The organism is Gloeobacter violaceus PCC 7421 (genome assembly GCF_000011385.1).
In the GTDB taxonomy this organism is placed as follows: domain Bacteria; phylum Cyanobacteriota; class Cyanobacteriia; order Gloeobacterales; family Gloeobacteraceae; genus Gloeobacter; species Gloeobacter violaceus.
The window spans coordinates 4,360,689-4,384,225 of the sequence record NC_005125.1; the positions used below are offsets into that span (position 1 = coordinate 4,360,689).

23 protein-coding genes and 1 riboswitch are annotated in these 23,537 nt (G+C 63.3%); of the genes, 16 read left to right on the forward strand and 7 right to left on the reverse strand.

Features of this window, described 5'->3' with window-relative positions; genetic code table 11:
* Nucleotides 1-18: 18 nt before the first annotated feature.
* The gene (locus GLL_RS21430) at nt 19-759 is read right to left on the reverse strand and encodes a response regulator transcription factor (RefSeq protein WP_011144148.1); all 741 of its coding nucleotides are present in this window, start codon (nt 757-759) and stop codon (nt 19-21) included.
* A gap of 179 nt (nt 760-938) precedes the next feature.
* On the opposite strand from GLL_RS21430, the gene rapZ reads away from it, so the two are divergent.
* From rapZ to secF, 5 genes are read left to right on the forward strand one after another with little or no spacing between them, the layout of a single operon-like run.
* Nucleotides 939-1,838, forward strand: coding sequence for an RNase adapter RapZ (gene rapZ, locus GLL_RS21435; RefSeq protein WP_011144149.1), 900 nt, complete (start codon nt 939-941; stop codon nt 1,836-1,838).
* Nucleotides 1,835-3,172, forward strand: a complete 1,338-nt coding sequence (gene yvcK, locus GLL_RS21440; RefSeq protein WP_011144150.1) for a gluconeogenesis factor YvcK family protein — start codon at nt 1,835-1,837, stop codon at nt 3,170-3,172. The genes rapZ and yvcK overlap by 4 nt, the downstream gene beginning before the upstream one ends.
* A gap of 17 nt (nt 3,173-3,189) precedes the next feature.
* Nucleotides 3,190-3,636 carry an SRPBCC family protein gene (locus tag GLL_RS21445; RefSeq protein WP_011144151.1) on the forward strand — a complete coding sequence of 149 codons (447 nt, stop codon included), beginning with the start codon at nt 3,190-3,192 and terminating at the stop codon, nt 3,634-3,636.
* A gap of 57 nt (nt 3,637-3,693) precedes the next feature.
* The gene (gene secD, locus GLL_RS21450; protein ID WP_011144152.1) at nt 3,694-4,959 is read left to right on the forward strand and encodes a protein translocase subunit SecD; all 1,266 of its coding nucleotides are present in this window, start codon (nt 3,694-3,696) and stop codon (nt 4,957-4,959) included.
* Nucleotides 4,956-5,882: a protein translocase subunit SecF gene (gene secF, locus GLL_RS21455; protein ID WP_011144153.1), complete on the forward strand. Its 927-nt coding sequence runs from the start codon at nt 4,956-4,958 to the stop codon at nt 5,880-5,882. The genes secD and secF overlap by 4 nt, the downstream gene beginning before the upstream one ends.
* Nucleotides 5,883-5,939: 57 nt before the next feature.
* Here the strand turns inward: secF and GLL_RS21460 are convergent, their stop codons facing one another.
* Genes GLL_RS21460 through GLL_RS21475 form a run of 4 tightly spaced genes read right to left on the reverse strand, consistent with a single transcriptional unit; the run spans nt 5,940 to nt 11,954 of the window.
* Nucleotides 5,940-6,401 carry a universal stress protein gene (locus GLL_RS21460; RefSeq protein WP_011144154.1) on the reverse strand — a complete coding sequence of 154 codons (462 nt, stop codon included), beginning with the start codon at nt 6,399-6,401 and terminating at the stop codon, nt 5,940-5,942.
* Nucleotides 6,402-6,433: 32 nt separating this feature from the next.
* Nucleotides 6,434-7,345, reverse strand: coding sequence for a cation diffusion facilitator family transporter (locus GLL_RS21465; RefSeq protein WP_011144155.1), 912 nt, complete (start codon nt 7,343-7,345; stop codon nt 6,434-6,436).
* A 13-nt stretch (nt 7,346-7,358) separates the two neighbouring features.
* Nucleotides 7,359-10,505, reverse strand: coding sequence for an efflux RND transporter permease subunit (locus tag GLL_RS21470; protein WP_011144156.1), 3,147 nt, complete (start codon nt 10,503-10,505; stop codon nt 7,359-7,361).
* Nucleotides 10,506-10,514: 9 nt separating this feature from the next.
* Nucleotides 10,515-11,954 (reverse strand): efflux RND transporter periplasmic adaptor subunit, encoded by a 1,440-nt coding sequence (locus tag GLL_RS21475; protein ID WP_011144157.1) that lies wholly within the window; start codon nt 11,952-11,954, stop codon nt 10,515-10,517.
* Between the two features lie 198 nt (nt 11,955-12,152).
* On the opposite strand from GLL_RS21475, the gene GLL_RS21480 reads away from it, so the two are divergent.
* The 3 genes from GLL_RS21480 to GLL_RS21490 are packed head-to-tail and all read left to right on the forward strand — an operon-like array spanning nt 12,153 to nt 13,888.
* A complete protein-coding gene (locus GLL_RS21480) occupies nt 12,153-12,587 on the forward strand; it encodes a BlaI/MecI/CopY family transcriptional regulator (RefSeq protein WP_164929465.1) in 435 nt (144 codons plus the stop codon).
* The gene (locus tag GLL_RS21485) at nt 12,584-13,555 is read left to right on the forward strand and encodes a M56 family metallopeptidase (RefSeq protein WP_011144159.1); all 972 of its coding nucleotides are present in this window, start codon (nt 12,584-12,586) and stop codon (nt 13,553-13,555) included. The genes GLL_RS21480 and GLL_RS21485 overlap by 4 nt, the downstream gene beginning before the upstream one ends.
* Nucleotides 13,556-13,564: 9 nt before the next feature.
* Nucleotides 13,565-13,888: a YnfA family protein gene (locus tag GLL_RS21490; protein ID WP_011144160.1), complete on the forward strand. Its 324-nt coding sequence runs from the start codon at nt 13,565-13,567 to the stop codon at nt 13,886-13,888.
* 6 nt (nt 13,889-13,894) lie between these two features.
* Here the strand turns inward: GLL_RS21490 and GLL_RS21495 are convergent, their stop codons facing one another.
* A complete protein-coding gene (locus GLL_RS21495; RefSeq protein ID WP_011144161.1) occupies nt 13,895-14,089 on the reverse strand; it encodes a hypothetical protein in 195 nt (64 codons plus the stop codon).
* Between the two features lie 32 nt (nt 14,090-14,121).
* Nucleotides 14,122-14,260, reverse strand: a riboswitch (cobalamin riboswitch).
* A 28-nt stretch (nt 14,261-14,288) separates the two neighbouring features.
* Nucleotides 14,289-15,317 carry a DMT family transporter gene (locus GLL_RS21500; RefSeq protein WP_011144162.1) on the reverse strand — a complete coding sequence of 343 codons (1,029 nt, stop codon included), beginning with the start codon at nt 15,315-15,317 and terminating at the stop codon, nt 14,289-14,291.
* A 226-nt stretch (nt 15,318-15,543) separates the two neighbouring features.
* Between GLL_RS21500 and GLL_RS21505 the strand changes: the two genes are divergently transcribed.
* The 8 genes from GLL_RS21505 to GLL_RS21535 all read left to right on the forward strand — a co-directional run bounded on the left by GLL_RS21505 (nt 15,544) and on the right by GLL_RS21535 (nt 23,419).
* Nucleotides 15,544-15,876: a DUF6825 family protein gene (locus tag GLL_RS21505; protein ID WP_011144163.1), complete on the forward strand. Its 333-nt coding sequence runs from the start codon at nt 15,544-15,546 to the stop codon at nt 15,874-15,876.
* Nucleotides 15,788-17,611: an ABC1 kinase family protein gene (locus tag GLL_RS21510; protein ID WP_164929466.1), complete on the forward strand. Its 1,824-nt coding sequence runs from the start codon at nt 15,788-15,790 to the stop codon at nt 17,609-17,611. Before GLL_RS21505 ends, GLL_RS21510 begins: the two co-directional genes overlap by 89 nt.
* A 100-nt stretch (nt 17,612-17,711) precedes the next feature.
* Nucleotides 17,712-18,056 carry an STAS domain-containing protein gene (locus tag GLL_RS21515; protein WP_197530063.1) on the forward strand — a complete coding sequence of 115 codons (345 nt, stop codon included), beginning with the start codon at nt 17,712-17,714 and terminating at the stop codon, nt 18,054-18,056.
* 3 nt (nt 18,057-18,059) lie between these two features.
* Complete coding sequence (locus tag GLL_RS21520) at nt 18,060-18,467, forward strand: Mini-ribonuclease 3 (RefSeq protein ID WP_164929467.1); 408 nt, start codon at nt 18,060-18,062, stop codon at nt 18,465-18,467.
* Complete coding sequence (rlmB, locus tag GLL_RS21525) at nt 18,436-19,452, forward strand: 23S rRNA (guanosine(2251)-2'-O)-methyltransferase RlmB (protein WP_011144167.1); 1,017 nt, start codon at nt 18,436-18,438, stop codon at nt 19,450-19,452. The genes GLL_RS21520 and rlmB overlap by 32 nt, the downstream gene beginning before the upstream one ends.
* Nucleotides 19,453-19,531: 79 nt before the next feature.
* On the forward strand, nt 19,532-22,108 hold the full coding sequence (locus tag GLL_RS21530) for a chloride channel protein (protein ID WP_011144168.1): 2,577 nt from the start codon (nt 19,532-19,534) through the stop codon (nt 22,106-22,108).
* 163 nt (nt 22,109-22,271) lie between these two features.
* The gene (locus GLL_RS23855) at nt 22,272-22,559 is read left to right on the forward strand and encodes a DUF6883 domain-containing protein (RefSeq protein WP_011144169.1); all 288 of its coding nucleotides are present in this window, start codon (nt 22,272-22,274) and stop codon (nt 22,557-22,559) included.
* A 110-nt stretch (nt 22,560-22,669) separates the two neighbouring features.
* Nucleotides 22,670-23,419 (forward strand): DUF4145 domain-containing protein, encoded by a 750-nt coding sequence (locus GLL_RS21535; protein ID WP_011144170.1) that lies wholly within the window; start codon nt 22,670-22,672, stop codon nt 23,417-23,419.
* The last annotated feature ends 118 nt before the right edge of the window (nt 23,420-23,537 follow it).

A 23,537-nucleotide genomic window follows, 5' to 3' on the forward strand; every position in this document is an offset into this window, starting at 1 on the left:
GGCAGGCCGCTCGCAAATTTATTCCGCAGGCTGGTGGATCATCTGGCCGTCTTGGATAGCCTGGGGAACCTCGAGGCAGTAGCCGGCACCGTAGACGGTCTTGATGAACTGCGGGTGGCGCGGATCCGGTTCGAGCTTGGTGCGCAGGTGGCGGATGTGCACGCGGATAGTCTCGATATCGTCGTCCGGGTCGTACCCCCAGACTTCGCGCAGAATCTCGCTCGGAGAAACGGTCTGGCCGTGCCGCTGCAACAGGCAGTGCAGCAGCTCAAATTCAAGGTGGGTGAGCTTAATGGGCTTGTTGAACCAGATGCACTCGAAGCGCTCCGGAATGAGCGTCAGAGGTCCCAGCGAGAGGATCTCGGCGTGGCGTGCCGCCTGGGGCATCCGGTCGGTGCGCCGCAACAAGGCCCGCACCCGCACCAGGAGCTCCTCGATCTCGAACGGCTTGGTCATGTAATCGTCGGCCCCGGCGTTGAAGCCGCCGACTTTGTCCTTGATCTGACCGAGGGCCGTAAGCATCAAAATCGGAATCTCTGCGGTGCGCTCGTCGCGGCGCAGACGCTGACAGATGGTTAGACCGTCGACCTGCGGCAGCATCAAATCGAGCACAATCAGATCCGGCAGCATCTGCAGAGCGAACGCCTGGCCCTTGTGCCCGTCCGGTGCCTCAAGCACCTCGTACCCGGACATCTCCAGGTTGAAAGCGACAAGTTCCAGAATTGCAGGGTCGTCGTCTATGACAAGCACACGTGGCATCCGTAATCCTTGTTGTCTTATGTTTGAATCTTTCTTAACTTAACTTAATCAGCCTGCATCATACTTATTATAGCGCGTTTCGCTGCGGAGCGATTACTCACTCAGCAGGTTCGGTGTTTCCCTGTCTGAGGGATGTTTGCGCCGATACCGTACAATATTTTGCGAGTGATGTGCCGATCATGACTAGCTTCAGCGCGCCAGGTTCTCCTGTTGACACGGTTTTGCTCACCTCGCCCGCCGGAGCGGGGCGGACTGAGGCCATCCGCATTTTCGAAGATCTGGGCTATCTGTGCCTCAATCACGTCTGGCCCGAGCTGGTGCCGACATTTTTGAAGCATTACGCACCGATTGCCCCCCGGCTGGTGCTGTGTCTGGCCTCACGGCCGGAGGCGGATGCGCAGGCGGGGCTCATTGCCGCGCGCGTCGCCCTGCGTTCCCTTGCCCGCACGACGGTGCATGTGCATCTCGATTGCCCGGAAGGGGTGTTACTGAGCCGCTATGCCCTCACCCGGCGTCCTCACCCCTGGTTTGACCATGGCAAGGGTTTGCTCGCCGCCATCCGCGCCGAGCGGACCGCCCTCGAGCCGGTGCGCGCCTTGGCCGACGAAGTCGTCGATACCGGCCCGCTCGAGCTTGCCCAGTTGCGGGTGCATCTGGGGGCGCTTGTCGGTGGCCGGCCAACCGAGTTGCCGGTGACGGTGATGAGCTTCGGCTTCAAGCGCGGTGTGCCCGCCGACGCCCAGTTTGTGCTCGATATTCGCTTTTTACCCAATCCTTATTACGAGAGTGCTCTGAAGCCGCTCACCGGTCTCGATGTCGGGGTGGCAGAGTATGTATTCGCCTCGGAGCAGTCCCAGGCGACCTACCGGTCGCTGCTCGAATTTTTGCGCTTTTTGTTGCATCAGTACCGCCAGGACCGCAGGAGTCAGCTGTTGATTGCGATCGGTTGCACCGGCGGGCAGCACCGCTCGGTGGCCTTTGTCGAGCGCCTCAGCGGCGATCTGGCGGCAGAAGGTTTTGCCTGCCGCCCCTCCCACCGCGATCTGGCGGTCAATCGCCTGCAGGAGTTGAGTCGATGAGCGCTTTGCGTGTGAGCAAGCTCACGGGCCAGTTCGGCAAATGGTTGTACCCCGGTATGCGCGTCAAGCGCTGGCTGGGCATGGTGGTGATCGGCACCATCTTTGTGAGTTTGGGGCTGGCGATCTGGGTGGATCTGCGGCCCATCTTCTACAGCAGCCGCTTTTTGTGGGGCTTGGTGCAGGGGCTCGCCGATCTGTTGCCCAACGACATCAGTGGTCCGCTCGTCCTGGCGGTCGGGCTGCTGTGCGTGGTGATGGGCCTCAGGCTCACCCTCAGTTCGATTACCGAGGTATTGGTGCCGGAGGGCCAGGACAACCTGGTCGAAAGACTCTACCAGCGCCGCCGCCTCAGCCGGGGACCGAAGATCGTGGCTATCGGCGGCGGCACGGGTCTTTCGACCCTTCTGCGCGGGCTGAAGCGCTACAGCACGAACATCACGGCGGTGGTCACCGTCGCCGACGACGGCGGCTCCAGCGGCAGGTTGCGCCAGGAATTCGGCGTGTTGCCGCCGGGAGATCTGCGCAATTGCCTGGCGGCTTTGGCCGACGAAGAAAAACTGCTCACCGAGCTATTCCAGTACCGCTTCAAGCTGGGCGAAGGTCTGGCGGGTCATTCCTTCGGCAATTTGTTTCTCACGGCGATGGCCGAAATTACCGGCGATCTCGAGAAGGGCGTCGAAGCGAGTTCGAAGGTCCTCGCCATCCGCGGCCGGGTGCTGCCCGCCACCCTCGACAACATGACCCTGTGGGCAGATCTGGAGGACGGCCGCCACATCGAGGGTGAATCGAACATCTCCCACGCGGGCGGTCAAATTGTCCGCATCGGCTGCACACCGGTCGCACCCCGCGCCCTGCCGCAGGTGGCGGCGGCGATTCGGGAGGCCGAGTTGGTGATCATTGGGCCGGGATCGCTCTACACCAGCATCGCGCCCAATTTGCTGGTGCCCGAAATTGCCCAGGCCCTCAAGGCGAGCAGTGCCCACAAGATCTATATCTGCAATGTGATGACCCAGCCCGGGGAGAGCGACGGCTATTCGGTAAGCGACCACGTGCGCGCCCTGGAAGTGGCGGCGGGGGGACCGTTTTTTGAGGCGGTGATGGTCCAGAAGGATACCCCGACCCGCAACCTCGATCGCTACGCCAAGCAGCAGTCGCAGCCGGTGACGGTCGACCGCGACAATCTGGCGCTGATGGGTTTGCAGATCGTGCTTGCCAATGTCATGGACGAGGATCACGCAAGCGGCACCATCCGCCACTCCTCCCAGCGCCTCGGCCGCGCTTTGTTGCACTGGTACAAGCGCCGCCAGCAAAACCGCCAGCAGCGCGTTTCGTAACGGACACCCCACACCCCATGGAACGCCTCGAAAGCAGTGCCGTCGTCAGTCGCCCGATTGCCGATGTCTGGGCCGCCCACCAGGATCTCGGACTGCTGGAGCGCGTTTCCCTGCCCTACCCGATGGTCGAAGTGCTCGACAAACCCCCTTCCTACGGGCTCGGCAGCCGCTTCACGGTCCGCCTGTCGCTGGTGCCGCATCTGGCGGCCATCGACTGGCAGGTCGAGATTGTCCGCTTCGAACCGCCCGAGCGCTTTGTCGACCGGCAGGTGAGTGGACCGTTTCGCTTTTGGGAGCACACCCATGCTTTTAGCGCCCTGACCCCCGATCGGACCCTGGTGGTCGAAAGCGTTCTGTTCGAATTCAACCCGCTGCTGGATGGACCGCTGCTGCGGCCGGTGCTCGAAGGGGTGTTCGCCTGGCGGACAGAGCGGCTGGTCGAGGAACTGGGCCGGCCGGGCTAGCTGGCCGGGCCGATCCACAGAACGCTAGGATAAAGTGCGTTACCGTTGCGCCCTGCTATGCGTCAAAGAACTTTATTGCTGCTCCTGGTTGCGGTCGTCATCGTCGGCTCGATTTTGATCGTGGCCACCCGGCCGACGGTGCTGGGTCTCGACTTGCAGGGGGGTAGCCAGTTGACGCTGCTGGCCAAACCCACCGACAAAGTCAAAACGATCGACCAGGAAGTGATGAAAGGCGTCGCCGCCGTCGTCGAGCAGCGGGTCAACGGGCTCGGGGTCTCGGAGGCCGTCGTGCAGCTCAAAGGCAGCGACCAGATCCTGGTGCAGCTTCCCGGCGTCAAAGATCCCACCCAGGCCGAGCGGCTTCTGGGCGACACCGCCCAGCTCGAATTTCGCAAAGAAGCGCCCAACGGCGAATTCGAAAAGACCGATCTGACCGGCGCGGATCTGACCAACGCCTTTCCCCAGGCGCTGCAGAGCGGCAACGGCTGGGAGGTGGCCCTCGAATTTACCGGTCCTGGGGGCGAAAAATTTGCCCGCATCACCCGCGAACTAGCCGGCACCGGCCGCCGGCTCGGCGTGTTTCTCGACGAAAAACCGATCAGTACCCCGACGGTCGGGGTCGAATTTGTCGACCGGGGCATCACCGGCGGCAAGGCGGTGATTACCGGCAACTTCAGCGCCCAGGAGGCGAGCGAACTGGGCATCAAGCTCAAAGCCGGCGCCCTGCCGGTGCCCGTCGAAATTATCGAAAACCGGACGGTCAGCGCCACCCTCGGCGCCGACTCGGTGCGCCAGAGCCTCTACACCGGCATCGCGGGCACGCTCTTGGTGTTCATCTTCATGGTGGCCTACTACCGTCTGCCGGGACTGATCGCCGATATGGCTCTGATTATCTACGGGCTCTCCACCTTTGCCATCTTCAAGCTGATCCCGGTCACCCTCACCCTGCCGGGCATCGCCGGTTTCATCCTCTCCATCGGCATGGCCGTCGACGCCAACGTGCTGATCTTCGAGCGCACCAAAGAGGAGCTGCGCGCCGGCAAGCAGCTTTTTACCGCGGTCGAGGCCGGTTTCTCGCGAGCCTTCACAAGCATCTTCGATAGCCACGCCACTTCGCTCATCTCCTGTGCGGTGCTTTTCTGGCTGGGCACGGGGCTGGTCAAGGGCTTCGCCCTCACCCTGGCCATCGGCCTCATCGTCAATTTGTTCACTTCGGTCACCTGCTCGCGCACCTTTTTGCTGACGATCTTGAATTTTCCCGCGCTGCGCAAACCGGCGCTTTTCGGGGTTAGTGACGTTCCTGCCAAGGCGGTGCGCCCATGAAAATTGAAGTCGCCAAGAGCAAGTCCAAGTGGTTTACCGCCTCCGGCATCGGACTGGGTATCGGTCTTGTCGCCATGGTCATTTCGCTGCTCACCCTGGGCAGTCCCCTGCGTTTGGGCCTCGACTTCACCGGCGGCACGCTGCTGCAGCTGAAATTTGTGAAGGCGATTCCAGACATCGCCAAGGTGCGCGCCGAGGTGGGCGAGGCGGGCTATCCCAACAGTGTCGTCCAGCAAATCGGCTCAGACACTATCGCCGTGCGTACCCGGCCCCTCAGCCAGCCGGAGCGCAGCAAGCTTCAGGACGCCCTGAAAGCCGATCTGGGCAACTTTCAGCTGGAGCGCATCGAGAGCGTCGGCCCCACCCTCGGCCAGGAACTGCTATTTAACGGCCTGTTGTCGCTGGCCCTCGCCCTGGCGGCCATCCTCGTCTACCTGGCCTTTCGCTTTCAGCTCGACTACGCCATTTGCGCCGCCGTCGCCATGTTCCACAACGTCATTGCGACGATGGGCGTCTTCGCCATTCTGGGACTGCTTTTGGGCATCGAAGTCGACACGCTCTTCGTGGTCGCCATCCTCACGATCGTGGGCTTCTCGGTGCAGGACACCGTGGTCGTTTTCGACCGCGTGCGCGAAAATCTGAAGTTCCTCTCGCGCAAGAAACCCTTCCCCGACATCGTCAACGACTCGGTCAACCAGACCTGGGTGCGCTCGGTCAACAACAACATCGCCGCCCTGCTGGTGCTGCTGCCGCTGTCGATCTTCGGCGGCGAGAGTATCCGCTACTTCGCCCTGGCGCTGATCATCGGCTTTGTAGTGGGCACCTACTCCAGCATCTTCATCGCGGCGGCCCTGCTGGTCTGGTGGCGCGAGCGCCAGACGGTGGGTGCGACAGGAGCCGGGGCGGCCAAAGCCGAGCGCTAAGGGCATGGGCGTTGCCCTGCTGCAACATTGCCTCCCCAGGCCGTGCGTCGGGTTCGATTAATGGGCAATCAGCAGCGAGCACGGCGCGTGGCGCAGGACATACTCGGTGACGCTGCCGCCCACCAGCCGATCCCAAAAACCGAGGCTCCTGCGGGTCATTACCAGCAAATCCGCCCGCTGCGCCGCGGCCAATTCGCAAATTTTGCTGCCGGGATCGCCGGTTTCCAGGTACAGCCCGGCCGACACCCCGGCCGCGGCAAAGCGCTCCAGCACCGGGGCGAGCTTGCGCTCGAAGCTTTGCAAGGCATTGACCGGTAGGGGAGCGACGCGATCGTGAATGTGCTCTTTGGCGTAATCGAGGTACTCCCTGGGGTGAACGACGTGCAGCACCAGCACTTCGCTGTCGAATACCGTCGCTAGAGCGGCGGCGGTGGTGATTGCCGCTGCGGCACTGACCTCGTCGGCGCAGGGCACGAGAATCTTGCGGTAGGGAAAAGCGGTGGTTGCGGTCTCGTCCATCAACAATCTCCGAGCGGCTCGCCTCTGGGATTTCAAACCTGGGTATCCGGGGCCAGACAGCAGGGATGGGCAGGATCGCCCGTCTCGAGCTGCAATGTCGCATACTCGATGCCGAAGCGATCGTGCAGTTGGCGGCAGGTGGCGGCCAGAAAGGCGTCGCCGGGAAATCCGCCCGGGATTACCAGGTGGGCGGTCAGGGCCGTTTCGGTGGTGCTCATCGCCCAGATGTGCAGGTCGTGGACTTCGCCCACTCCGCGCAGACTCTGCAGGTACGCTTTGACCACCTCGGGATCGATCCCCTCGGGTACCGCGTCGAGGGCCAAATTCAGCGAGTCCACCAACAGCCCCCAGGTGCCCACCACGATCACAACACCGATCACCAGGCTCACGACCGGGTCGAGCCAGGCCCACCCCGTCAACAGAATGGCGGCCCCAGCGAACACGGTCCCCAGCGACACGGCCGCGTCGGAGGCGAGGTGCAAAAAGGCCCCCCGCACATTGAGATCTGCCTGACCTTTCACGAACAAATAGGCGCTCACCGAGTTGACGAGCACACCGACGGCCGCCACCCAGACGATGGTGCCTCCCGCCACCGGACCGGGATCTTGCAGGCGGATGACGGCCTCCCAGGCAATAGCCCCCACGGCGACCAGCAGCGTGACGGCATTGAGCAGGGCGGCCAAAATCGACGAACGCCTAAGCCCGTAGGTGCGCCGCGGCGAGGGGTGGCGGGTGGTGAGCACGCTCGCCCCCCAGGCGAGGGCCAGCCCCAGCACGTCGCTGAGGTTGTGCCCGGCGTCCGCCAGCAGCGCCAGGGAGCCCGCCAGGATCCCGTAGACCGCCTCGATGACCACGAAACCGACATTCAAGGCGATGCCGATCGCAAAGGCGCGGTTGTGGTCGGCGGGTCCGTGGGCATGGGCGTGGTCGTGTCCGCTTCCCATCTCGGTGTTTCCCCTAGGACCGTTCCACCAGCATGCCATCCAGGCCGAGAGCCTCGCGCTCCTGCTGCGAGAGGGCAGGGGCGGTGCGCTCGCCGAAGCGCTCGAACAACGCCGGGATCACCACCAGCGTCAGGGCCGTGGAAGTAAACAGCCCACCGAAGACGACCACTGCGAGCGGTTGGAGGATCTCTTTACCGGCCGGTTCCCCCCACATCAAGGGCACCATGGCGAGGGCCGCCGTCAGTGCGGTCATCAGGACCGGCGAGAGACGCTCGATCGAGCCTTCTTCGATGGCCTCATCGAAACTTTCTCCGGCGGCTAGCCGCTGCTGGTAGGTGGTGACCAGGATCACCCCGTTGCGGTTGGCGATGCCAAACAGGGTGATAAAGCCCACCAGCGAGGCGACCGAGAGCACCCCGCCCCCCAGCCAGACCGCCACGATGCCGCCGATGAGGGCAAGCGGCAGATTGGCGAGGATGAGCAGCGTCGAGCGCACCGAGCGCACCGCCAGAAACAGCAGCACTGCCACACCCCCCAGAGCCAGAGCACCGAAAATGAGCAGCTCACGGGTGGCGCGCTGTTGGGCTTCGAACTGGCCGCCGTACTCGATGTAATAGCCCGCCGGTAGTGGCACCTGCCGGGCGATGTTGGTCCTGGCCTCGGCAATGAGCGAGCCGAGGTCGCGGCCGTCGGCGTTGGCGGCCACGACGATGCGCCGCGAAACGTTTTCGCGGTTGATCGTGTTGGGGCCGGTGCTCGTGACGATGCTCGCCACCTGGGCGAGCGGAATCTTCTGACCTGTAGGCGTGTCGATGAGCAGTTCGCCGATTTTGTCCGGTCGGTCGCGGGCCTCCGGCGCCAGCCACACCACCAGATCAAAAAGCCGCTGCTCTTCGAGTACCTGGGAGACGGCCCGGCCGTTGAGGGCCGTCTCGAGAGTCCCGGCCAACCGCCCGACCGTGAGGCCGTGGCGCGCCGCTCGAACGCGGTCGAAGCGCACCGACAACTGTTCGACGGGCACCTGCGGCTCCACCTGCAAGTCCACCACGCCGCTCACCGTCCGCAGCGCCTGTTCGACCTCGGCGGCCTTGGCGCGCAATACGGTGAGATCGGGGCCGAAGATCTTGACTGCCACCGCGGAGCGGGTGCCCGAGAGGGTCTCGTCGATGCGGTGGGAGATGTAGCCGCCGACGTTGAGCGCCACCCCGGGAAACTTTTCCAGCACTTGCCGGACGCGCTCGACCGCCTCTGGATAGCTTTGGACTTTTGGGATCAACTGCACATCCAGTTCGCCGAAATCGACACCCCCCGCGTCGTCGTCGCCGATAGCCCGCCCGGCGCGAAACTGCACCGTCTCGACCTCGGGGATGGCCATCAGCGCTTTTTCCATGGCCATCCCCAAACGTTGGGTCGAGGCGAGGGAAGCCCCCGGCAGTTGGGCGACGCGGATGGTGAGGCTGCGCTCCTGAAATTCCGGCAAAAACGTCGTCCCCAAAAAGGGAAGTATGGCCAGCGACAGCGCCAACAGCACCGCCGACCCCGCCAGGATGGGCGCCGGGTGGCGCAGGCTCCAGCCCAATACCGGGCGGTACAGCCGCTTGAGCCAGCGCACCAGCCGCGTCTCGCCGTCCGGCAGGCGTCGCCCGGCAAGCAGCACATAGCACAGCGCCGGGGTCACCGTGAGCGCCACCAACAGCGAAGCGAGCAGCGAAAAGACGTAGGCGAGGCCCAGCGGCGCAAAGACGCGGCCCTCGATGCCTGTGAGCGTAAACAGCGGCGCAATCACCACGCACAGGATCAGTGTGGCGAAGACCACCGAGCCGCGGATCTGGACCGAACCGGCGAAGACCACCTGCAAAGGCGGCTGCGGCTGCGGACGCGCCTGGTTCTCGCGCAGGCGGCGGTAGACGTTCTCCGCGTCGATGATCGCATCGTCGATCACTTCTCCCAGGGCGATGGCGAGTCCCCCCAGCGTCATGGTGTTGATGCCGACGCCGAAAGCGGCCAGCAGCGATAGTCCCAGGGCGATCGAAAGCGGCAGGGCGGTGAGGGTGATGAGCATCGTGCGCCAGTTGCCCAAAAACAGCACCAGCACCACCGCCACGATGATCACACCGTCCCTGAGCGCTTCGAGCACGTTGCCCACGGACTTGTCGATAAAATCTTCCTGGCGAAAAGTCGTGGTGACCCGCACGTCCTTGGGCAGCGTGGCCCGGATGTCGTCCATGGCCGCTTCTACCGCGCGCGTCACGGTGGGAGTATCGGCAAACGGCTGGCGAACCACCGTCACGATCACCGCCGCTTGTCCATTAAAAGACGCGTCGCCGCGCTTGACCCCTGAACCCGTCTGCACGCGGGCCACCTCCGCGATGCGCACAGGCACGCCGGAGCGCACGGCCACCACCGACTCGCCTAGATCCGCGAGCGAAGCGATTCGTCCTATCGCGCGGATGACCACTTCCCGGTCGGGCGACAGTAAAAAGCCGCCCGGCGCATTGAGGTTGGCTTCGCGCACCGCCTCGCTCACCTGGCCCAGCGTGACGCCAAATTGCTTGAGCCGGTCCGGGTCTACCAGCACCTGGTACTGCATCTCGCCGCCGCCGATGGCAAGCACGTTGGTGACGCCGGCAATGGCCAATAGCCGGTTGCGGATTGGCCAGTTGGCCAGGGTGGCCAGTTGCAGCAAATCGGTGCGCTCCGGCCCGGGCGCGTTTGGATCGACTATGAGCGCGTAGCGCAAAATCACGCCCACCGGGGAACTTGCCGGTAGCAGCAGCGGAGCATCCACCCCCTCGGGCAGACGGGGGACCGCCTGCTGCACCCGCTCGCTCACCAGTTGGCGGGCGCGCAGGATGTCGGTATTGCCTTCGAAGATGAGGGTGAGCGTCGAAAGACCGACGGCGGAACTGGAGCGGATGTCGGCAAGACCCGGTGTGCCGTTCAGTGCACTTTCGAGCGGCAGGGTCACCAGCGATTCGACTTCCTCCGGCGCCAGGCCGGGGGCGACGGTCTGGAGGACCACCTGCGGCGGGGCAAAATTCGGAAACACATCGAGCGGCAGCCGCACGGCGGTGGCAATGCCCAGGCCCAGCACCGCCACCGCCCCCAGCACCACCAGCCAGCGGGCGCCGAGCGACAGCAAAATCAACCGATTGAGCATCGCCGCCTCCTAGGGCTTGGGGAGTGCGCCGGTCGAGACGCCCGCGCTTTGCCCGCCCCGGCGGCCCGCCACCTGCAGACCGGCCAGAAAACCCAGGACCGTCAGTGCCACCGCTGCCGCAAGCCAGATCCACGCGGGGATTTCGCCGTCCGGCCCGGGCGCCGCGGTCCGGGCCGTGGATGGCTTCGATGCTTTCTTTTGGCTGTGCTCGTCGCCGCCGACACCCGTCCCCTGCTGCTTCAAACTCTGGGCGCGCAACTGCCAAACGCGCTCGACGACCACTTCGTCGCCCGCGCGCACGCCTGCGCGCACCTCCACCGCCTCTTCGAAGCTGCGGCCCAATTCGACCGGCACCGGCCGAAAGCGGTCCGTTCCCGCTTTGCGGTAGACCACCGAAAGACCGTCGGCCGTCAGCACCGCCGAGCGGGGCACGACCGATACGGGCCGGGCCGCCCCGTCGCTTACCAGGAGCAACCGGGCGTACATCTGCGGCTTCAACAGCCCCTCCGGGTTGGTGAGCACCGCCCGCACCGCGAGCGTGCGCGTTTGGGGGTCCACCGCCGGGTCGATGCTCTCGATGCGGCCGCGAAACGTCCTGCCCGGATAGCTCTGGGTCGTCACCTCGATGGACCGACCCGCCCGCACCAGCCCCAGATCTTTTTCGTAGACCTGGGCGGTTGCCCAGACTTGCGTCGCATCGAGAATCCGAAAGAGCGCCTTGCCGGGTTCGACGGCTTCCCCCGCCGTCACCTGCTGATCTGCCACCACCCCGACAATCGGTGCAAAGAGCACCACCGTGCCGTCCGAGCGCGCACGCACGCCGCTTTGCCCCAGTTGGGCAAGCCGGGTGCTCAAGGCCGCCCCGCTGAGGGCGAGCCGGGAACGGGCCGCCCGCAAATCCGCCTCCGAAGCGCGCAAAGCGGCCTCGGCCTGCTGAAATTCGCGGCGGGCGGAGATCTTCAGTGCCACCAATTCTTTTTCCCGCTCGTAGTTCTGGTGGGCCAGCTGCACCCCGGCGCTGAGCCGGTCCACCTCGGAGCGGGCCTGGGCGCGCTCGCGCTCCGCCTCAAGCGCCAGGGTCCGCACCTCGGGACTATCGAGCACCGCCAGGGGCTGGCCCGCGCGCACCGCCCGGCCGCGCTGCACCTGCAGGCGCACGACCCGGCCCGCCACCGGGGCGTTGATCTCAGAAGAACGGCCGGGGATCGCCTCGATTTGACCGTTGACGGCCAGCCCCGCCCGCACCGGTCGCTCGCCCACGGCAGCCACCTTTAAACCCAATGCCCGCTGCATCTGCGGCTCGATGCGCACCTCGCCGCCACCGGCCACTTCCTGCGGAGCGAAAGTCGTCTCCCCGTGACCCCGCTCGTCGCCGGCTTCCACGGGAGCGCTCACCGCCGCTCCCATCAGCACCGCCACCATCAAAATCCTTGCCGCTTTGCTGCGCACCTGGCGTCTCTCCTTGGGGACGCTAAGACCGCGACAACCGGCGGCGCGTCCACTCCTCTAATTTTGAACCCTGTTCAAATTAATGGAAATGGGCATTGTGAAAAAATAATGAAAACCATTTGCATGTCCAGCGCTTTCTCGGCAGCGCAGCCCACCGGTTGGGGTAAGCTGGCGGGTAGTCTTCACTTGTGTCGGCCCGTGGATCTGACGAACGTTCACGCCATTTTCCGCCCCAACCAGCAGGGCCTCAAAAAAGTCCTGGGCGATCTGGAGGCAGAAATTATGGAAGCGGTCTGGGCACAGGGGCAGCCGGTGCTCGCGAAGGATATCCACCCGCAATTGCCCTCAGGCAAAGATTTGAGTTACAGCACGATCGTCTGCACGATGACGGCGTTGGTGGAAAAGCATTTATTGCAGGTGGTGGCCAAAGAAGGCAAGGCGCGCATCTACCTGCCCACGACGAGCCGCGAGGACTTTCTGCACCAGACCCTCGGGCACGTCATCGACAACATCCTTGCGGCTTTCCCGGACACGGCCGCGGCCCTGATGCAGCGGCGGTTGGACACCGATGAAGCGTCTTTGCCGCGCTTGCGGCAGCAACTCGATGCGCTGAGTGCCGAGGAGAACTCATGACCCACGCCTGGTTTCTGCCGCTGGCAGGGGCGGTGGCGAGCGCCCTGGGAGCGTACCTGTCGCTCTGTTGGCGGCTGCGCACGGAGTGCCCCTCCCCCGGCAGGCAACAGGCGTATCTGCTGGGTCTGTTTTTGCCGGTCTTGATCGGTTGCCTGCTCAGTTGGCACCTGCTGGAGGATCTCTACTTAGGCGGAGAGCACGGCCTGCCACTGGTCGGTTGGCAGGTGCTCCAGTCGCCGCCCGCCTGGTGGCTCATCTGGACTGTGGGTCTTACGGCGGCGGGCTGCGCCGAGTATGCCCTGCGGCACCAGCGGCTGGGCCAGCGGCTGGAAAGCTGTGCCTGCGACGATGCCCAGGCCCGGCGGACGCAGCTTTGGGCCGACGCGCTGGCCCGGCAGGCGGCCGGCCGGGGATTGCGCGTGCGGCGGCTACTCACCCGCCGACCGGTCGCAGTTCTAGTCGGTTGGTACCGGCCGGTGCTGTTTTTGTCGAGTTGGTACTTCAACACACTTACCGAAGGGGAGCTGCGCACGGTACTGGCGCACGAGTTGGCCCACGCCCGGCGCCGGGACAACCTTGTGGCCGCGATCGGCCGGGGATTGCTGTGGGGAGCTTATTGGCTGCCCACGAGCCGGTATTGCTGGGAGCGGTTGCTCGAGGAGCGCGAGGCGGTGGCGGACGAATGGGCGGCTGCCCTGACGGGCGCGCCGCTGCAGCTGGCGAGCGCGCTGGTGAAGGTGGCCGAGGCGCAGACCGGCTCAGTGCCGCTGCCGGCCAGCACCCTGGAGGGTTCCACGGGCATCGAGCGGCGCGTCGAGCGGCTCATCGCCATGCACCGGCGCTCGGCGGTGGAGTGCCCGCGAGTGCGGCCGGGTGCCTCTGTGTGGATCGGGGCGGCGCTTGTGACGTTTTTGTTGACCGATACGCTGCCGCACCTGTTGGATGTGCTGCTGGCGGGCGGGGGCTGAGCGCGGCCGATGGCTCTGCTGCTGTTTGGGCTTGCGGCGGCGGCCGAAATTGGCGGCTGTTTTGCGTTCTGGTCGGTATTGCGCCTGGGTAAAAATCCGCTCTGGCTGGCCCCCGGCCTGGTGTCGCTGGTGGTATTCGCCTGGCTTTTGACGCGCTCGGAGGCGACCTACGCCGGTCGGGCCTACGCGGCCTATGGCGGTGTCTATATCGCGGCGTCGCTGGTGTGGTTGTGGCTGGTAGAAGGTACCCGGCCGGATCGCTGGGATCTGGCCGGGGCACTTTTATGCTTGGCAGGAGCGGCCGTTATCCTGTTTGCCGACCGCTCCCCGTAGAGCCGTTTATCGGTTGGACGGCCGACGGCGAGCCCAGCGCACGACCATCATCGCGCCGAGCGCCGCGAAGATGACCATCATCGCGAGGATGAACCAGTCGAGGGGCGTGGTCAAGATTTCGTCGAATCTTCCCTCGGCGATGTGGTTGAACACGTTGCCGTGGTCGGCGAGCACCAGGCCGTGAATCAACAGATTTATCATTGCTGCTCCTTGTATCCGTGGGACGCGGAAATGGGACGTGAAGCACTCTCGGCGGGCATCCTGGCTCAGGCACAATCGCCATCACAGTTGCGGCACAGCGGTGGATTCTCACCACGCTTTCCCCATTCAGGCCGGGCTGATCCCCCGGCCGCCGCAAGCGAAGCGATTCTATCACCCCCGCCGGTTGCTGTCGGAGCGCTCACATGCCTTTAAAGCCGCCGATGGGTTCCAGCATCTCGGGGCTCGAAGCCGCCTGGGGTTGCCGCGAACCCCACTGGCTGAGCAGCAAACCGGCGATCACCAGGGTACCGCTGAAGTACTGGATGCCGTCCGGCACTTCGCCCAGCAGAAAGTAGGCTCCCACAGTACCAATGGCCGGAATGAATGAACTGATCAAAGAAGCATCGAGGATGGCGGCGCGCTTGAGGCCGGAAAACCAGAGCAACTGCCCGAGGGCGACGATGACGGCTCCGTACAGGAGCATCCACTGCCACAGGACCGGCGAGAAAGCGTCCTGAAAGTGTTCCGGTCCATACAGAACCAGGGCGACGAAAAAGAAAATCACCGCTCCCAAAGCTGAGCGCACGACCAGATAAATGCCGGGGGGTACCGCGGCGAGGCTGTTTTTGCTGAGGATGGTGGCGACGGCGGAGGCGACGGCGGCCAGGGCTGCGAACCCTTCTCCCATCCCGAAGCTCCACAGATCTTCGGCCATCGAGAAAGTCGGGACACCGCCGGAGGGCAGCAGCAGCGGTACCAACGCGCCTACAAAGCACATCAGCGCCCCGATGCTCTGGTAGCGGTTAAGGCGCTCGCCGTACAGCCACACCGACAGCGCCAATAGCAGCGGTGTCTCGATACGGCTGACGAACAGCACACTGCTGACCATCGCCAGCGAAAGCGCCTGGAAGATCAAGGCGGGTGCGAGGGCACCGGCAAGCAGAGCAACGATGAGCAGCAGTGACAATTCCCGGCGGCTCAAGCGTCCCAGATTGCCCGGCGTCCAGTCGCTGCGGTAGACAGCAAACAGCACCGGCAGCGCACATAGATTGCCGACAAACAGAACGTTGCACAGCGAAATCGGATTGCGGCCCTCCACCGGATACTGGGTGCCCAGTTCGGTCAATTTGCGGACCACCGGATTGGCCAGACCAAAGATGAAGACGGCCAACCAAAGATAAATTTTGCCGGACACAGTGCCTGCGAAGCGGTCGCGAATCTCGGCCATGGCTCAACTATAGGTGGGCATTGCGTGCGGGTTCTGCAGGGATTACGGGCAGTGCAGCCCGGTGGATTGTACAAAGCCCCGACCGCCGGCCAGGGCTCAGTCTATGCACTCACCGCCAGGACAAAGCTTGTAGGGTAAAATCGAGGGGTAAATCCGGCCGCCGGCTTCTGGGCTGGATCGGCGGTGACTGCAACTCGCAGGCCGGGCGCATCGATGGAGTGGCAAAGTGAGCGATCCGTGGATCCGGACTTTTTTTATCGGTAGGGCAACGGCCGAGATTTTGCTTGAAAAGCTTGAAGATGCCGTCACCGATGTGCTGAGTGAAGTGGGCAAAGCCGAGGCGGATTGGCGCGACGGGCTGCGGCAATTTACCGAGGCGGTAATCACCCGCGCCGAGGCCGAACAGGCCGAGACGCTGGCGGACTTGAGCGCCGAGGGCTACACGGCGCGCACCCCGGCGGCTTCCAAAGATGTCCAGCGCAATATCGACGAGTTGCGGGCGGAGGTTGCCCGCCTGCGCTCGGAATTGCAGCGCTTCCGCAACCAGGAAGCCACGTGAAGTCCCTGTCCCCCTCCGCTACCCATTCGTGATCGTGTCGGCGCCGCCTTCTTCTGCTAAGAACTATCGCTGGAATCGAGTCAACTACTCGCGCACCCGCCGCGTGATCGATATTTGGGGCTTCTTTTTGTTGATTCTGTTCTACCGCTGGTGGGACAGCAAAAAGTGGACCTACCGCAGCGGCGACAGCGAAGAAAACCGCTCGCGCCGCCAGCGCATGCGGGCCATCTGGACGCGCGAGACAATGCTCGAACTGGGGCCGACTTTTATCAAGGTCGGGCAACTGTTTTCGACGCGGGCGGACTTGTTCCCGAAAGAATATATCGAAGAACTCTCCAGACTCCAGGACGAGGTACCGGCCTTTCCCTACGAACAGGTCGTCGAGATCGTCGAGGACCAGTTCGGCAAACCGATCCCCCAGGTCTTTCAATTTTTTGATCCGACTCCGATTGCCGCCGCTTCCCTGGGTCAGGTGCACAGAGCCCAGCTGCACTCGGGCGAAGATGTCGTCGTCAAAGTGCAGCGGCCGGGCCTAGAAAAGCTGTTCAATGTCGATCTCGGTATCCTGCGCGGCATCGCCCAGTACCTGCAGAATCACCCGCGCTACGGCCGGGGCGGGCGCGAGTGGGTGCCCATCTACGACGAGTGCGCCCGCATCCTCATGCAGGAGATCGACTATCTCAACGAGGGGCGCAACGCCGACACCTTCCGCCGCAACTTCAAAGACAGCCCCGAAATTTGTGTGCCGCGGGTCTACTGGCGCTACTCCTCCCCCAGGGTGCTCACCCTCGAATATTTGCCGGGCATCAAAATCAGCAACTACGAGGCGCTGGAGGCGGCGGGGCTCGACCGGCGGTCGCTGGCGCGCATCGGGGCGCGCTCCTACCTGCAGCAGCTGCTCAACGACGGCTTCTTTCACGCCGATCCCCACCCGGGCAACATCGCCGTGCGCCACGACGGGGCGCTGATTTTTTACGACTTCGGCATGATGGGCCACATCCAGCCGGGCACCAAAGAGAAGCTCATGGACACCTTTCTTGGGGTGGCCCAATCCGATGCCGACAAGGTGATCGATTCGCTCATCGAACTGGGGGCCATCAAGAAAAGTGCCGACCGGGTGCCCATCCGCCGCTCGATCGAATTTTTGCTCACCAACTTCGTCAACCAGCCCTACAACCTGCAGTCGTTCAACTTTGCGGAGTTGACCGACGACATCTACGAAATGGCTTACGAGCAGCCCTTTCGCTTTCCGGCGACTTTCACGTTTGTGTTGCGGGCCGTCTCGACCCTCGAAGGATTGGGCAAGGGCCTCGATCCCGATTTCAACTTTATGGACGTGGCCCAGCCTTTTGCCGATCAGCTCATGGCTGTCAATTCAGAATTCGGTATGCGCGAATTATTCAACCAGCTCGGCCAGCAGGTGGGCCAGGTCAGCTCGATGACCGTCAACCTGCCCCGGCGCATCGAGCAAACGCTTGAGCGGGCCGACCGCGGCGAACTGCGGGTGCGCACCAAGTCGATCGAGACGGAGCGATTGCTCAAGCGGCTCAACTCGGCGGCCATCGGCGGCATCTACAGCGTGCTGTTGGCGGCTTTTCTCATCTGTTCGGTCGTGCTCTACACCGCCGACCATATTCTCGAGGCGATCGCCGCCTTTGGCCTGGCGGGTCTGCTGTCCTTCGCCCTCGGGCGGGTGCTGCTGCGGTTGCAGCGCATCGACACCGACTTGCAGTAGCGCCCGGCACGCTAGACAGCTGCGGGAGTCTCATCCTATAGTGTTAGCCTGAAAGCGCTCTGTTGGAGGGAAGGCCATTCCTGAGCCGATCAACCTGACGGTGAGCCTGAGGGGCACCCGCGATGAAGGCGAAAACTACCAGCTTTTTCGCCTGATTGGTCAGCTGGACGCCTTCTCGGAACCCGTCTTCCGCAAAGTGATGAACAAGTACATCGAGGAAGGCTCGCCCAACATCGTCCTGGACTTGTCACAGATCGATTTTGTCGACAGCTCCGGCCTCGGGGCACTGGTGCAGCTGGCCAAAAAAGTGCAGGGAGTTCCCGGTACTTTCCAGATCGTCGCCAACCCGCGGGTCACCCAGACGGTGAGACTGGTGCGCCTGGAGCAGTTTTTGTCGCTGCGCAATTCCCTCGAAGAAGCGCTCGGGCACATTCCCGGAAAGTAGCCCTTGGATCCCGTCCAGATCCGCTCGCTGTCGCTGGAGGCGCTGGCCTACCTGGGCGACGCGGTCTGGGAACTGCACGTGCGCACGCGGGTGCTGCTCCCCCCCCGCCGCCTCCAGTGGCTGCACGGCGACACCGTCGCCTGTGTGCGGGCCTCTGCCCAGGCAAAGCTTGCGACCTGCCTGTCCCCGCACCTGACGGTGGAGGAGGCCGACTGGCTAAGGCGCGGTCGCAACGCCGGGGGGACGGTCCCGCGGCGCCTCGACCCGGCCACCTACCGTTTGGCCACGGCCTTCGAGGCTTTGTTAGGATATTTGTTTCTGGCTGACCGCGACCGCCTCGGGGTCATCCTTCACCTGTGCGATGAGTTTCAACACCACCATGGCCCCGACACCCCGTCCCCAGAGGCCTAAGCGCCCGAGCACCAAGGCGAAGCCCTACTCCGCCGCCAAACCCAAAACCAAGCGCCCGGCCAAACTGGTGCGTAAAGCCACAGGCGAGGTGTCCCGACCCGAACGGCCGCGCGATGCGACCCGAACGGCCAAAGTCAAAGACATCACGCCGACCGGGGCCGGGAGCCGCGCCCCCAAGACCATCAAGACCCGCATGGCCCCTGAAGCCGCCCCGACCGTAGTCGAGAGCGACGAGGCGGAACTGCTCTACGGCAAACAGTCGGTGCTCGCTGCTCTGCAGAACAGCCGTCCCCTCAACCGCGTCTGGCTCACCGAGAAGTTGCGCTACGACCCACGCTTTTTGCGGCTGCTCGACGCGGCCAAGGCCGGCGGGGCGGTGATCGACATCGTCGAGCCGCGCCGGCTCGATCAGCTCACCGCCGGGGGCAACCACCAGGGCGTCGCCGCCCAGGCCGCCGCCCATCCCTACGTCGAATTCGAGGAATTGATCGCTTCGCTCGTGGAGCGGCCCGACCCGGTGTTGCTCGCCGCCGACGGCATCGAAGATCCCCACAATCTGGGGGCGCTCATCCGCTCCGCCGAGGCGTTCGGTTTTCAGGGGATCATCTTGCCCCAGCGGCGGGCGGTGGGGGTGACGGCGACGGTGGCCAAGGTGGCGGCGGGGGCGGTGGAGCACCTGCCCATCGCCCGGGTCACCAACCTCAACCAGGCCATCGAACGCCTCAAGGAGGCGGGTTATCAGGTCGTCGGCACCCAGGAGAAGGCAAGCCAGGCGCTCTACGAACTGAAGTTGGATGGGCCATTGGTAGTCGTGGTGGGCTCCGAAGGCAAGGGCATTTCGCTACTCACCCAGCGCCACTGCGATCACATGGTCTCGATTCCGCTGGCGGGCAAGACTACCAGCCTCAACGCTTCGGTGGCAGGTGGGATCATGCTTTACGAGGTGATGCGCCAGCGCCGCGCCAACCAGATCGACCTCAGCTAGACGGTGCACCCTGTACCCGGCCACTGCGAGAGAAGCATGGGCGGGTTTAGGCTAGAAGGCGGACGGCTTCCCCGGTCCTATGCAATCCTGGCTGCAGAATTTTCGGCAACTGCTCCGTCCCCAGCGCCTCGCGACGCTGGAAGCGTGCCTGATCGGTCTGGTGGCGGGGCTCGCGGCGGTCATCCTCAAGCAGGGCGCCGACCTCCTCAGCCACTGGCGCCTCGACGCTGCGGGATCATTCGGCTGGTGGGTGTTGCCGCTGCTCGGGCTTTTGGGGGGAGTGACGGCCGGCTGGTTGGTGGAGCGCTTCGCTCCGGAAGCTTCCGGCAGCGGCATCCCCCAGGTCAAGGCGGTGCTTGCCCGCGTGCCGATGGCGCTCGATCTGCGCGTCGCCCTCGTCAAACTGGTGGGCACGATGGTGACGCTGGGTTCAGGGTTTCCGCTCGGGCGCGAAGGCCCGACCATTCAGATCGGCGCGGCGCTGGCCAACCAGCTCAGCCGCTGGGTGCCCACTTCCCCCGCTTACCGCCGCCAGTTGGTGGCCGCCGGGGCGGGAGCGGGATTGGCCGCCGCCTTCGACGCCCCGATCGCCGGGGTGATCTTTGTTGTCGAGCAACTGCTGCAGAACGTTTCGGGCCTCACCCTGGGGGTGGCCATCCTCGCCTCGTTTATCGGCGCGGTGCTCTCGCGGGTCCTGGGGGGCTTCAGCTTCGACCTCAAATCGAGCATGGCCGATTTTCAGACCGGTTTTACGGTTCAGGAGATCCCGTTCTATCTGTTGCTCGGGGTGATGGCGGGGGTGCTCGGAGCGCTCTACAACCGGGGGCTAATCGCGAGCCTTACCTTTAACCGGCGGGTGCTGCGTCTGAACATGCCTTTGCGGGTGGGCCTTGCCGGACTGGTTATGGGCGGGAGCCTGGCGCTGCTACCTGCGGTCTTTCGCGACGGCGAAGCGTTGCGCGGGCTGATTATCGGCGCGCAGGAACCCTGGCAGTTCGCCGCCCTCGCCTTCGTGGCCCAGTTTGTGCTGACACTCATCGCCTATGGCTCCGGGGCACCGGGCGGCGTGTTCGCCCCCTCGCTGGTGCTGGGGGCTGCCCTGGGTTCGCTGGTGGGCACGCTCTCCTACAGCACCCTGGCCGTCAACGCGCCCATCACCTACTCGCTGGTCGGGATGGGGGCATTTTTCTGTGCGGTGACCCGCGTGCCGATTACGGCGGTGATCATTATTTTCGAGATCACCAACGACTTCAACCTGGTGCTGCCCTTGATGGTCGTCTGCGTGGTCGCTTCGCTGGTGGCTGAGCGCCTCAACGAAGGCTCGATCTACGACCAACTTTTGGCCTGGAACGGCATCCGTCTGGGCGAGGAGGCGGTGAGCGACGAGAAGCTGCTCGCTCAACTGGCGGCGGGCGATGTCATGCAGACGCGCCTGGAGACGCTGGAGAGCACGCTTCCCCTCAGCGAAGTGTCCCAGGCGTTTTCGCGCTCGCACCACCGGGGCTTTCCGGTGGTCAAGGACGAGAAGCTGGTGGGGATCGTCACCCAGACCGATCTGATGAAGATCGCGGCGCGCAATCTGCCGCCCACCGCCCCGCTCAGCGAACTGATGACGCCGCAGCCGGTCACCGTCACTCCCCGCGACAGCCTCAAAGAGGTGCTCTATTTGCTCAATCGCTACGAATTGAGCCGCCTGCCGGTGGTCGAGGAGGCCAAGCTGGTAGGGATCATCACCCGCAGCGACATCATCCGCGCCGAGGCGGATTTGCTCAGTGGCGACACCCAGGCGGTGGGTCCGCGCCCCGACCCGTCCTACGTGGTCTACCAGACCCGCGCTCCGGCCTTGGGAGGCGGTCGCCTGCTGTTGCCCCTGGCCAATCCGGACACCGCCCCGGCGCTTTTGGAATTTGCCCTGGCCATCGCCCGCGCGCGCAACCTCGAACTGGAGTGTCTGCACGTCATCGCCGTACCCCGCACCAGCGCACCCTCCAGCACCCCGGTGGCAGTGGCCCCGGCAGTCAACCTCGTGCGCCAGGCCGTGCGCGCCGGTCGCGCCGTCGGGGTGCCGGTACACACCCAGGTGCGCGTCGCCCACGATATCGCCCAGGCGGTGCTCGAAACGGTCAAAGAGCGGCGCATCGGCCTGGTGCTGATGGGTTGGCGGGGGGTGAACACCTCCCCGGAGCGCATCTTCAGCAACACCGTGGACACGATCATCCGCCAGGCGCCATGCGAGGTGCTCCTGGTCAAGCTCAAAGGCGACGCGATCCCGCGCCGCTGGCTGGTGCCCATCGGCGGCGGCCCCAACGCCCAGGAGGCCATTAAGATTCTGCCCGCCTTATTGCGCCGCGGCCCCGGCAAGAGCGAGATCGCCGTCTGCCAGGTCTTCGCCCCCGACAATCCGGCCCACGACACAGGTCTACTCGATGCGGACGCCGAGAGCCTCGGCCGCTCGTTGGGCTACCCCGTGCGCGCCTTGCCTTTGTTCTCAAAATCCGTTGCTCAGGCCATCGTTCAGTGCACCTCCGAAGGCCACTTCGACGGGGTGATTATTGGTGCGAGCCGCGAGAGCCTGCTGCGCCAGGCCATCCGGGGCAACATCCCCGAAACCGTCGCCAAGGGCAGCGACTGCACGGTGGTCGTGGTGCGCACTTAGCAATTGCAGGGGGATCATCGGGTGTAAGCTTACCGAACCCGGAGCGTGTCTAGAGCGGTTTTCGATCGAATGTGGGACGGGCCAACTAGAAAGGCTTGCTGCAGAAGATCATTGGCTTCTTCGCCGTTTTACGTCCAACTGAAAACCGCTCTGGATCGATACATTGAAGCTACGCACCTACAGCTTTGACCCCACTCATCCACATGGTATGCACAAGGCCTTTGTTTTTGCAGCGGTCCTCGGATTGACTGTCGAAGATGCTAGGTGGCTGCGTTCCAAAAACTTTATTGAGGCGCAAATATTAAATGCAATTCCTGCTTTGTCGTCTCCCCTTGGCCAACGGTACGTGCTAAATCTCAAAGTGACAGCGCCGTATGGCCAGTCAGCCGCAGTGCACACAAGCTACATTGTCCGAAACGGGGAGGGCTTTGACTGCTTGCCGGAAGCCTGAGATTCAGGGGGACTTCTCAAGGCTAAGTTCAACACATAGCACAGCCTCCATTTGCGTACACTTGAAAGTTGATATGCTTAAGCAAGCTGTGATTTGCGCGGGTTTTTCATATGGTTGATAATAACGAGAGATACTATTTTGATGGATTGCCTGAAGAGAGCTTATTTGATAAGCCCTTCAATGATACGGAATACATACTGAGTCAAGACCTTCCCGAGCTATACAAGAAACTTCAAGGACTTCAGGATCACCGCCTGCTTGCCATCGTCACTGCTCTAGTAGTTGAGGATAGGATAGATAAGATTCTTGAAGCATTTTTGCCCAAATACTCAAAGCTCAAAGAAAACGATTTTGCCTTCTCGGCGAAGGTTAATCTACTAGAATCTTTAAACTTTGTCCCTCCAAGATTAACAACGGCAGCGCACTGTTTGCGTAAAATACGCAACGAATTTGCTCACAACTTGAGTAAAGTCAGTTTCCTAGATTTAGATTTAAGACTTGTGCGCTCTATGGTACACCAAGCCAACGAAATAGAACGCGATTTTAGTCCTCAAATTACAAATCTAAATGATGGAGAAGAATTGGTCAAGGCATTCAACATAATTTACGATTATTGTGTAGCCGGAATTAATGCATATACTGGCAATGTCAAAATATTAAGGCAAGAGATTGCTAAGCGTGAGTTTATAGAGCATCTGTCTAATACCATCCGCAAGCAGGGTGAAGATATTCTAGCAGCGATCAAATCCAAAGGCCCTATCAGTGTGACACAGGAGGGAGAAGTGCTCACACATAGATACGAGAATGGAGTAAATGTAGTTACTTCGTTGCCGCATGACAACTTGGAAACATCGGACTAAATCTTTGGCGTTATTGCCCGCCTGCGCGCGTTGCTCGACGACTCGATAGAGTAAATGCGCATCTGGTTGCACGCTTCTCATTCAGATTTGGGTGGGTTGAACACCCGCGTCATTATTG

Excerpts from the sequence above, each read along its gene's own strand:
- GLL_RS21490 (WP_011144160.1), top strand. The coding sequence starts at position 13,565 with ATGGCTCTGCTGCTGTTTGGGCTTGCGGCGGCGGCCGAAATTGGCGGC.
- GLL_RS21470 (WP_011144156.1), bottom strand. The coding sequence starts at position 10,505 with ATGCTCAATCGGTTGATTTTGCTGTCGCTCGGCGCCCGCTGGCTGGTG.
- rlmB (WP_011144167.1), top strand. The coding sequence starts at position 18,436 with ATGGCCCCGACACCCCGTCCCCAGAGGCCTAAGCGCCCGAGCACCAAG.
- GLL_RS21500 (WP_011144162.1), bottom strand. The coding sequence starts at position 15,317 with ATGGCCGAGATTCGCGACCGCTTCGCAGGCACTGTGTCCGGCAAAATT.
- GLL_RS21465 (WP_011144155.1), bottom strand. The coding sequence starts at position 7,345 with ATGGGAAGCGGACACGACCACGCCCATGCCCACGGACCCGCCGACCAC.
- GLL_RS21460 (WP_011144154.1), bottom strand. The coding sequence starts at position 6,401 with ATGGACGAGACCGCAACCACCGCTTTTCCCTACCGCAAGATTCTCGTG.
- GLL_RS21495 (WP_011144161.1), bottom strand. The coding sequence starts at position 14,089 with ATGATAAATCTGTTGATTCACGGCCTGGTGCTCGCCGACCACGGCAAC.
- GLL_RS21430 (WP_011144148.1), bottom strand. The coding sequence starts at position 759 with ATGCCACGTGTGCTTGTCATAGACGACGACCCTGCAATTCTGGAACTT.
- GLL_RS21445 (WP_011144151.1), top strand. The coding sequence starts at position 3,190 with ATGGAACGCCTCGAAAGCAGTGCCGTCGTCAGTCGCCCGATTGCCGAT.
- secD (WP_011144152.1), top strand. The coding sequence starts at position 3,694 with ATGCGTCAAAGAACTTTATTGCTGCTCCTGGTTGCGGTCGTCATCGTC.
- GLL_RS21510 (WP_164929466.1), top strand. The coding sequence starts at position 15,788 with ATGTCCAGCGCAATATCGACGAGTTGCGGGCGGAGGTTGCCCGCCTGC.
- yvcK (WP_011144150.1), top strand. The coding sequence starts at position 1,835 with ATGAGCGCTTTGCGTGTGAGCAAGCTCACGGGCCAGTTCGGCAAATGG.
- GLL_RS21535 (WP_011144170.1), top strand. The coding sequence starts at position 22,670 with ATGGTTGATAATAACGAGAGATACTATTTTGATGGATTGCCTGAAGAG.
- rapZ (WP_011144149.1), top strand. The coding sequence starts at position 939 with ATGACTAGCTTCAGCGCGCCAGGTTCTCCTGTTGACACGGTTTTGCTC.
- secF (WP_011144153.1), top strand. The coding sequence starts at position 4,956 with ATGAAAATTGAAGTCGCCAAGAGCAAGTCCAAGTGGTTTACCGCCTCC.
- GLL_RS21485 (WP_011144159.1), top strand. The coding sequence starts at position 12,584 with ATGACCCACGCCTGGTTTCTGCCGCTGGCAGGGGCGGTGGCGAGCGCC.
- GLL_RS21530 (WP_011144168.1), top strand. The coding sequence starts at position 19,532 with ATGCAATCCTGGCTGCAGAATTTTCGGCAACTGCTCCGTCCCCAGCGC.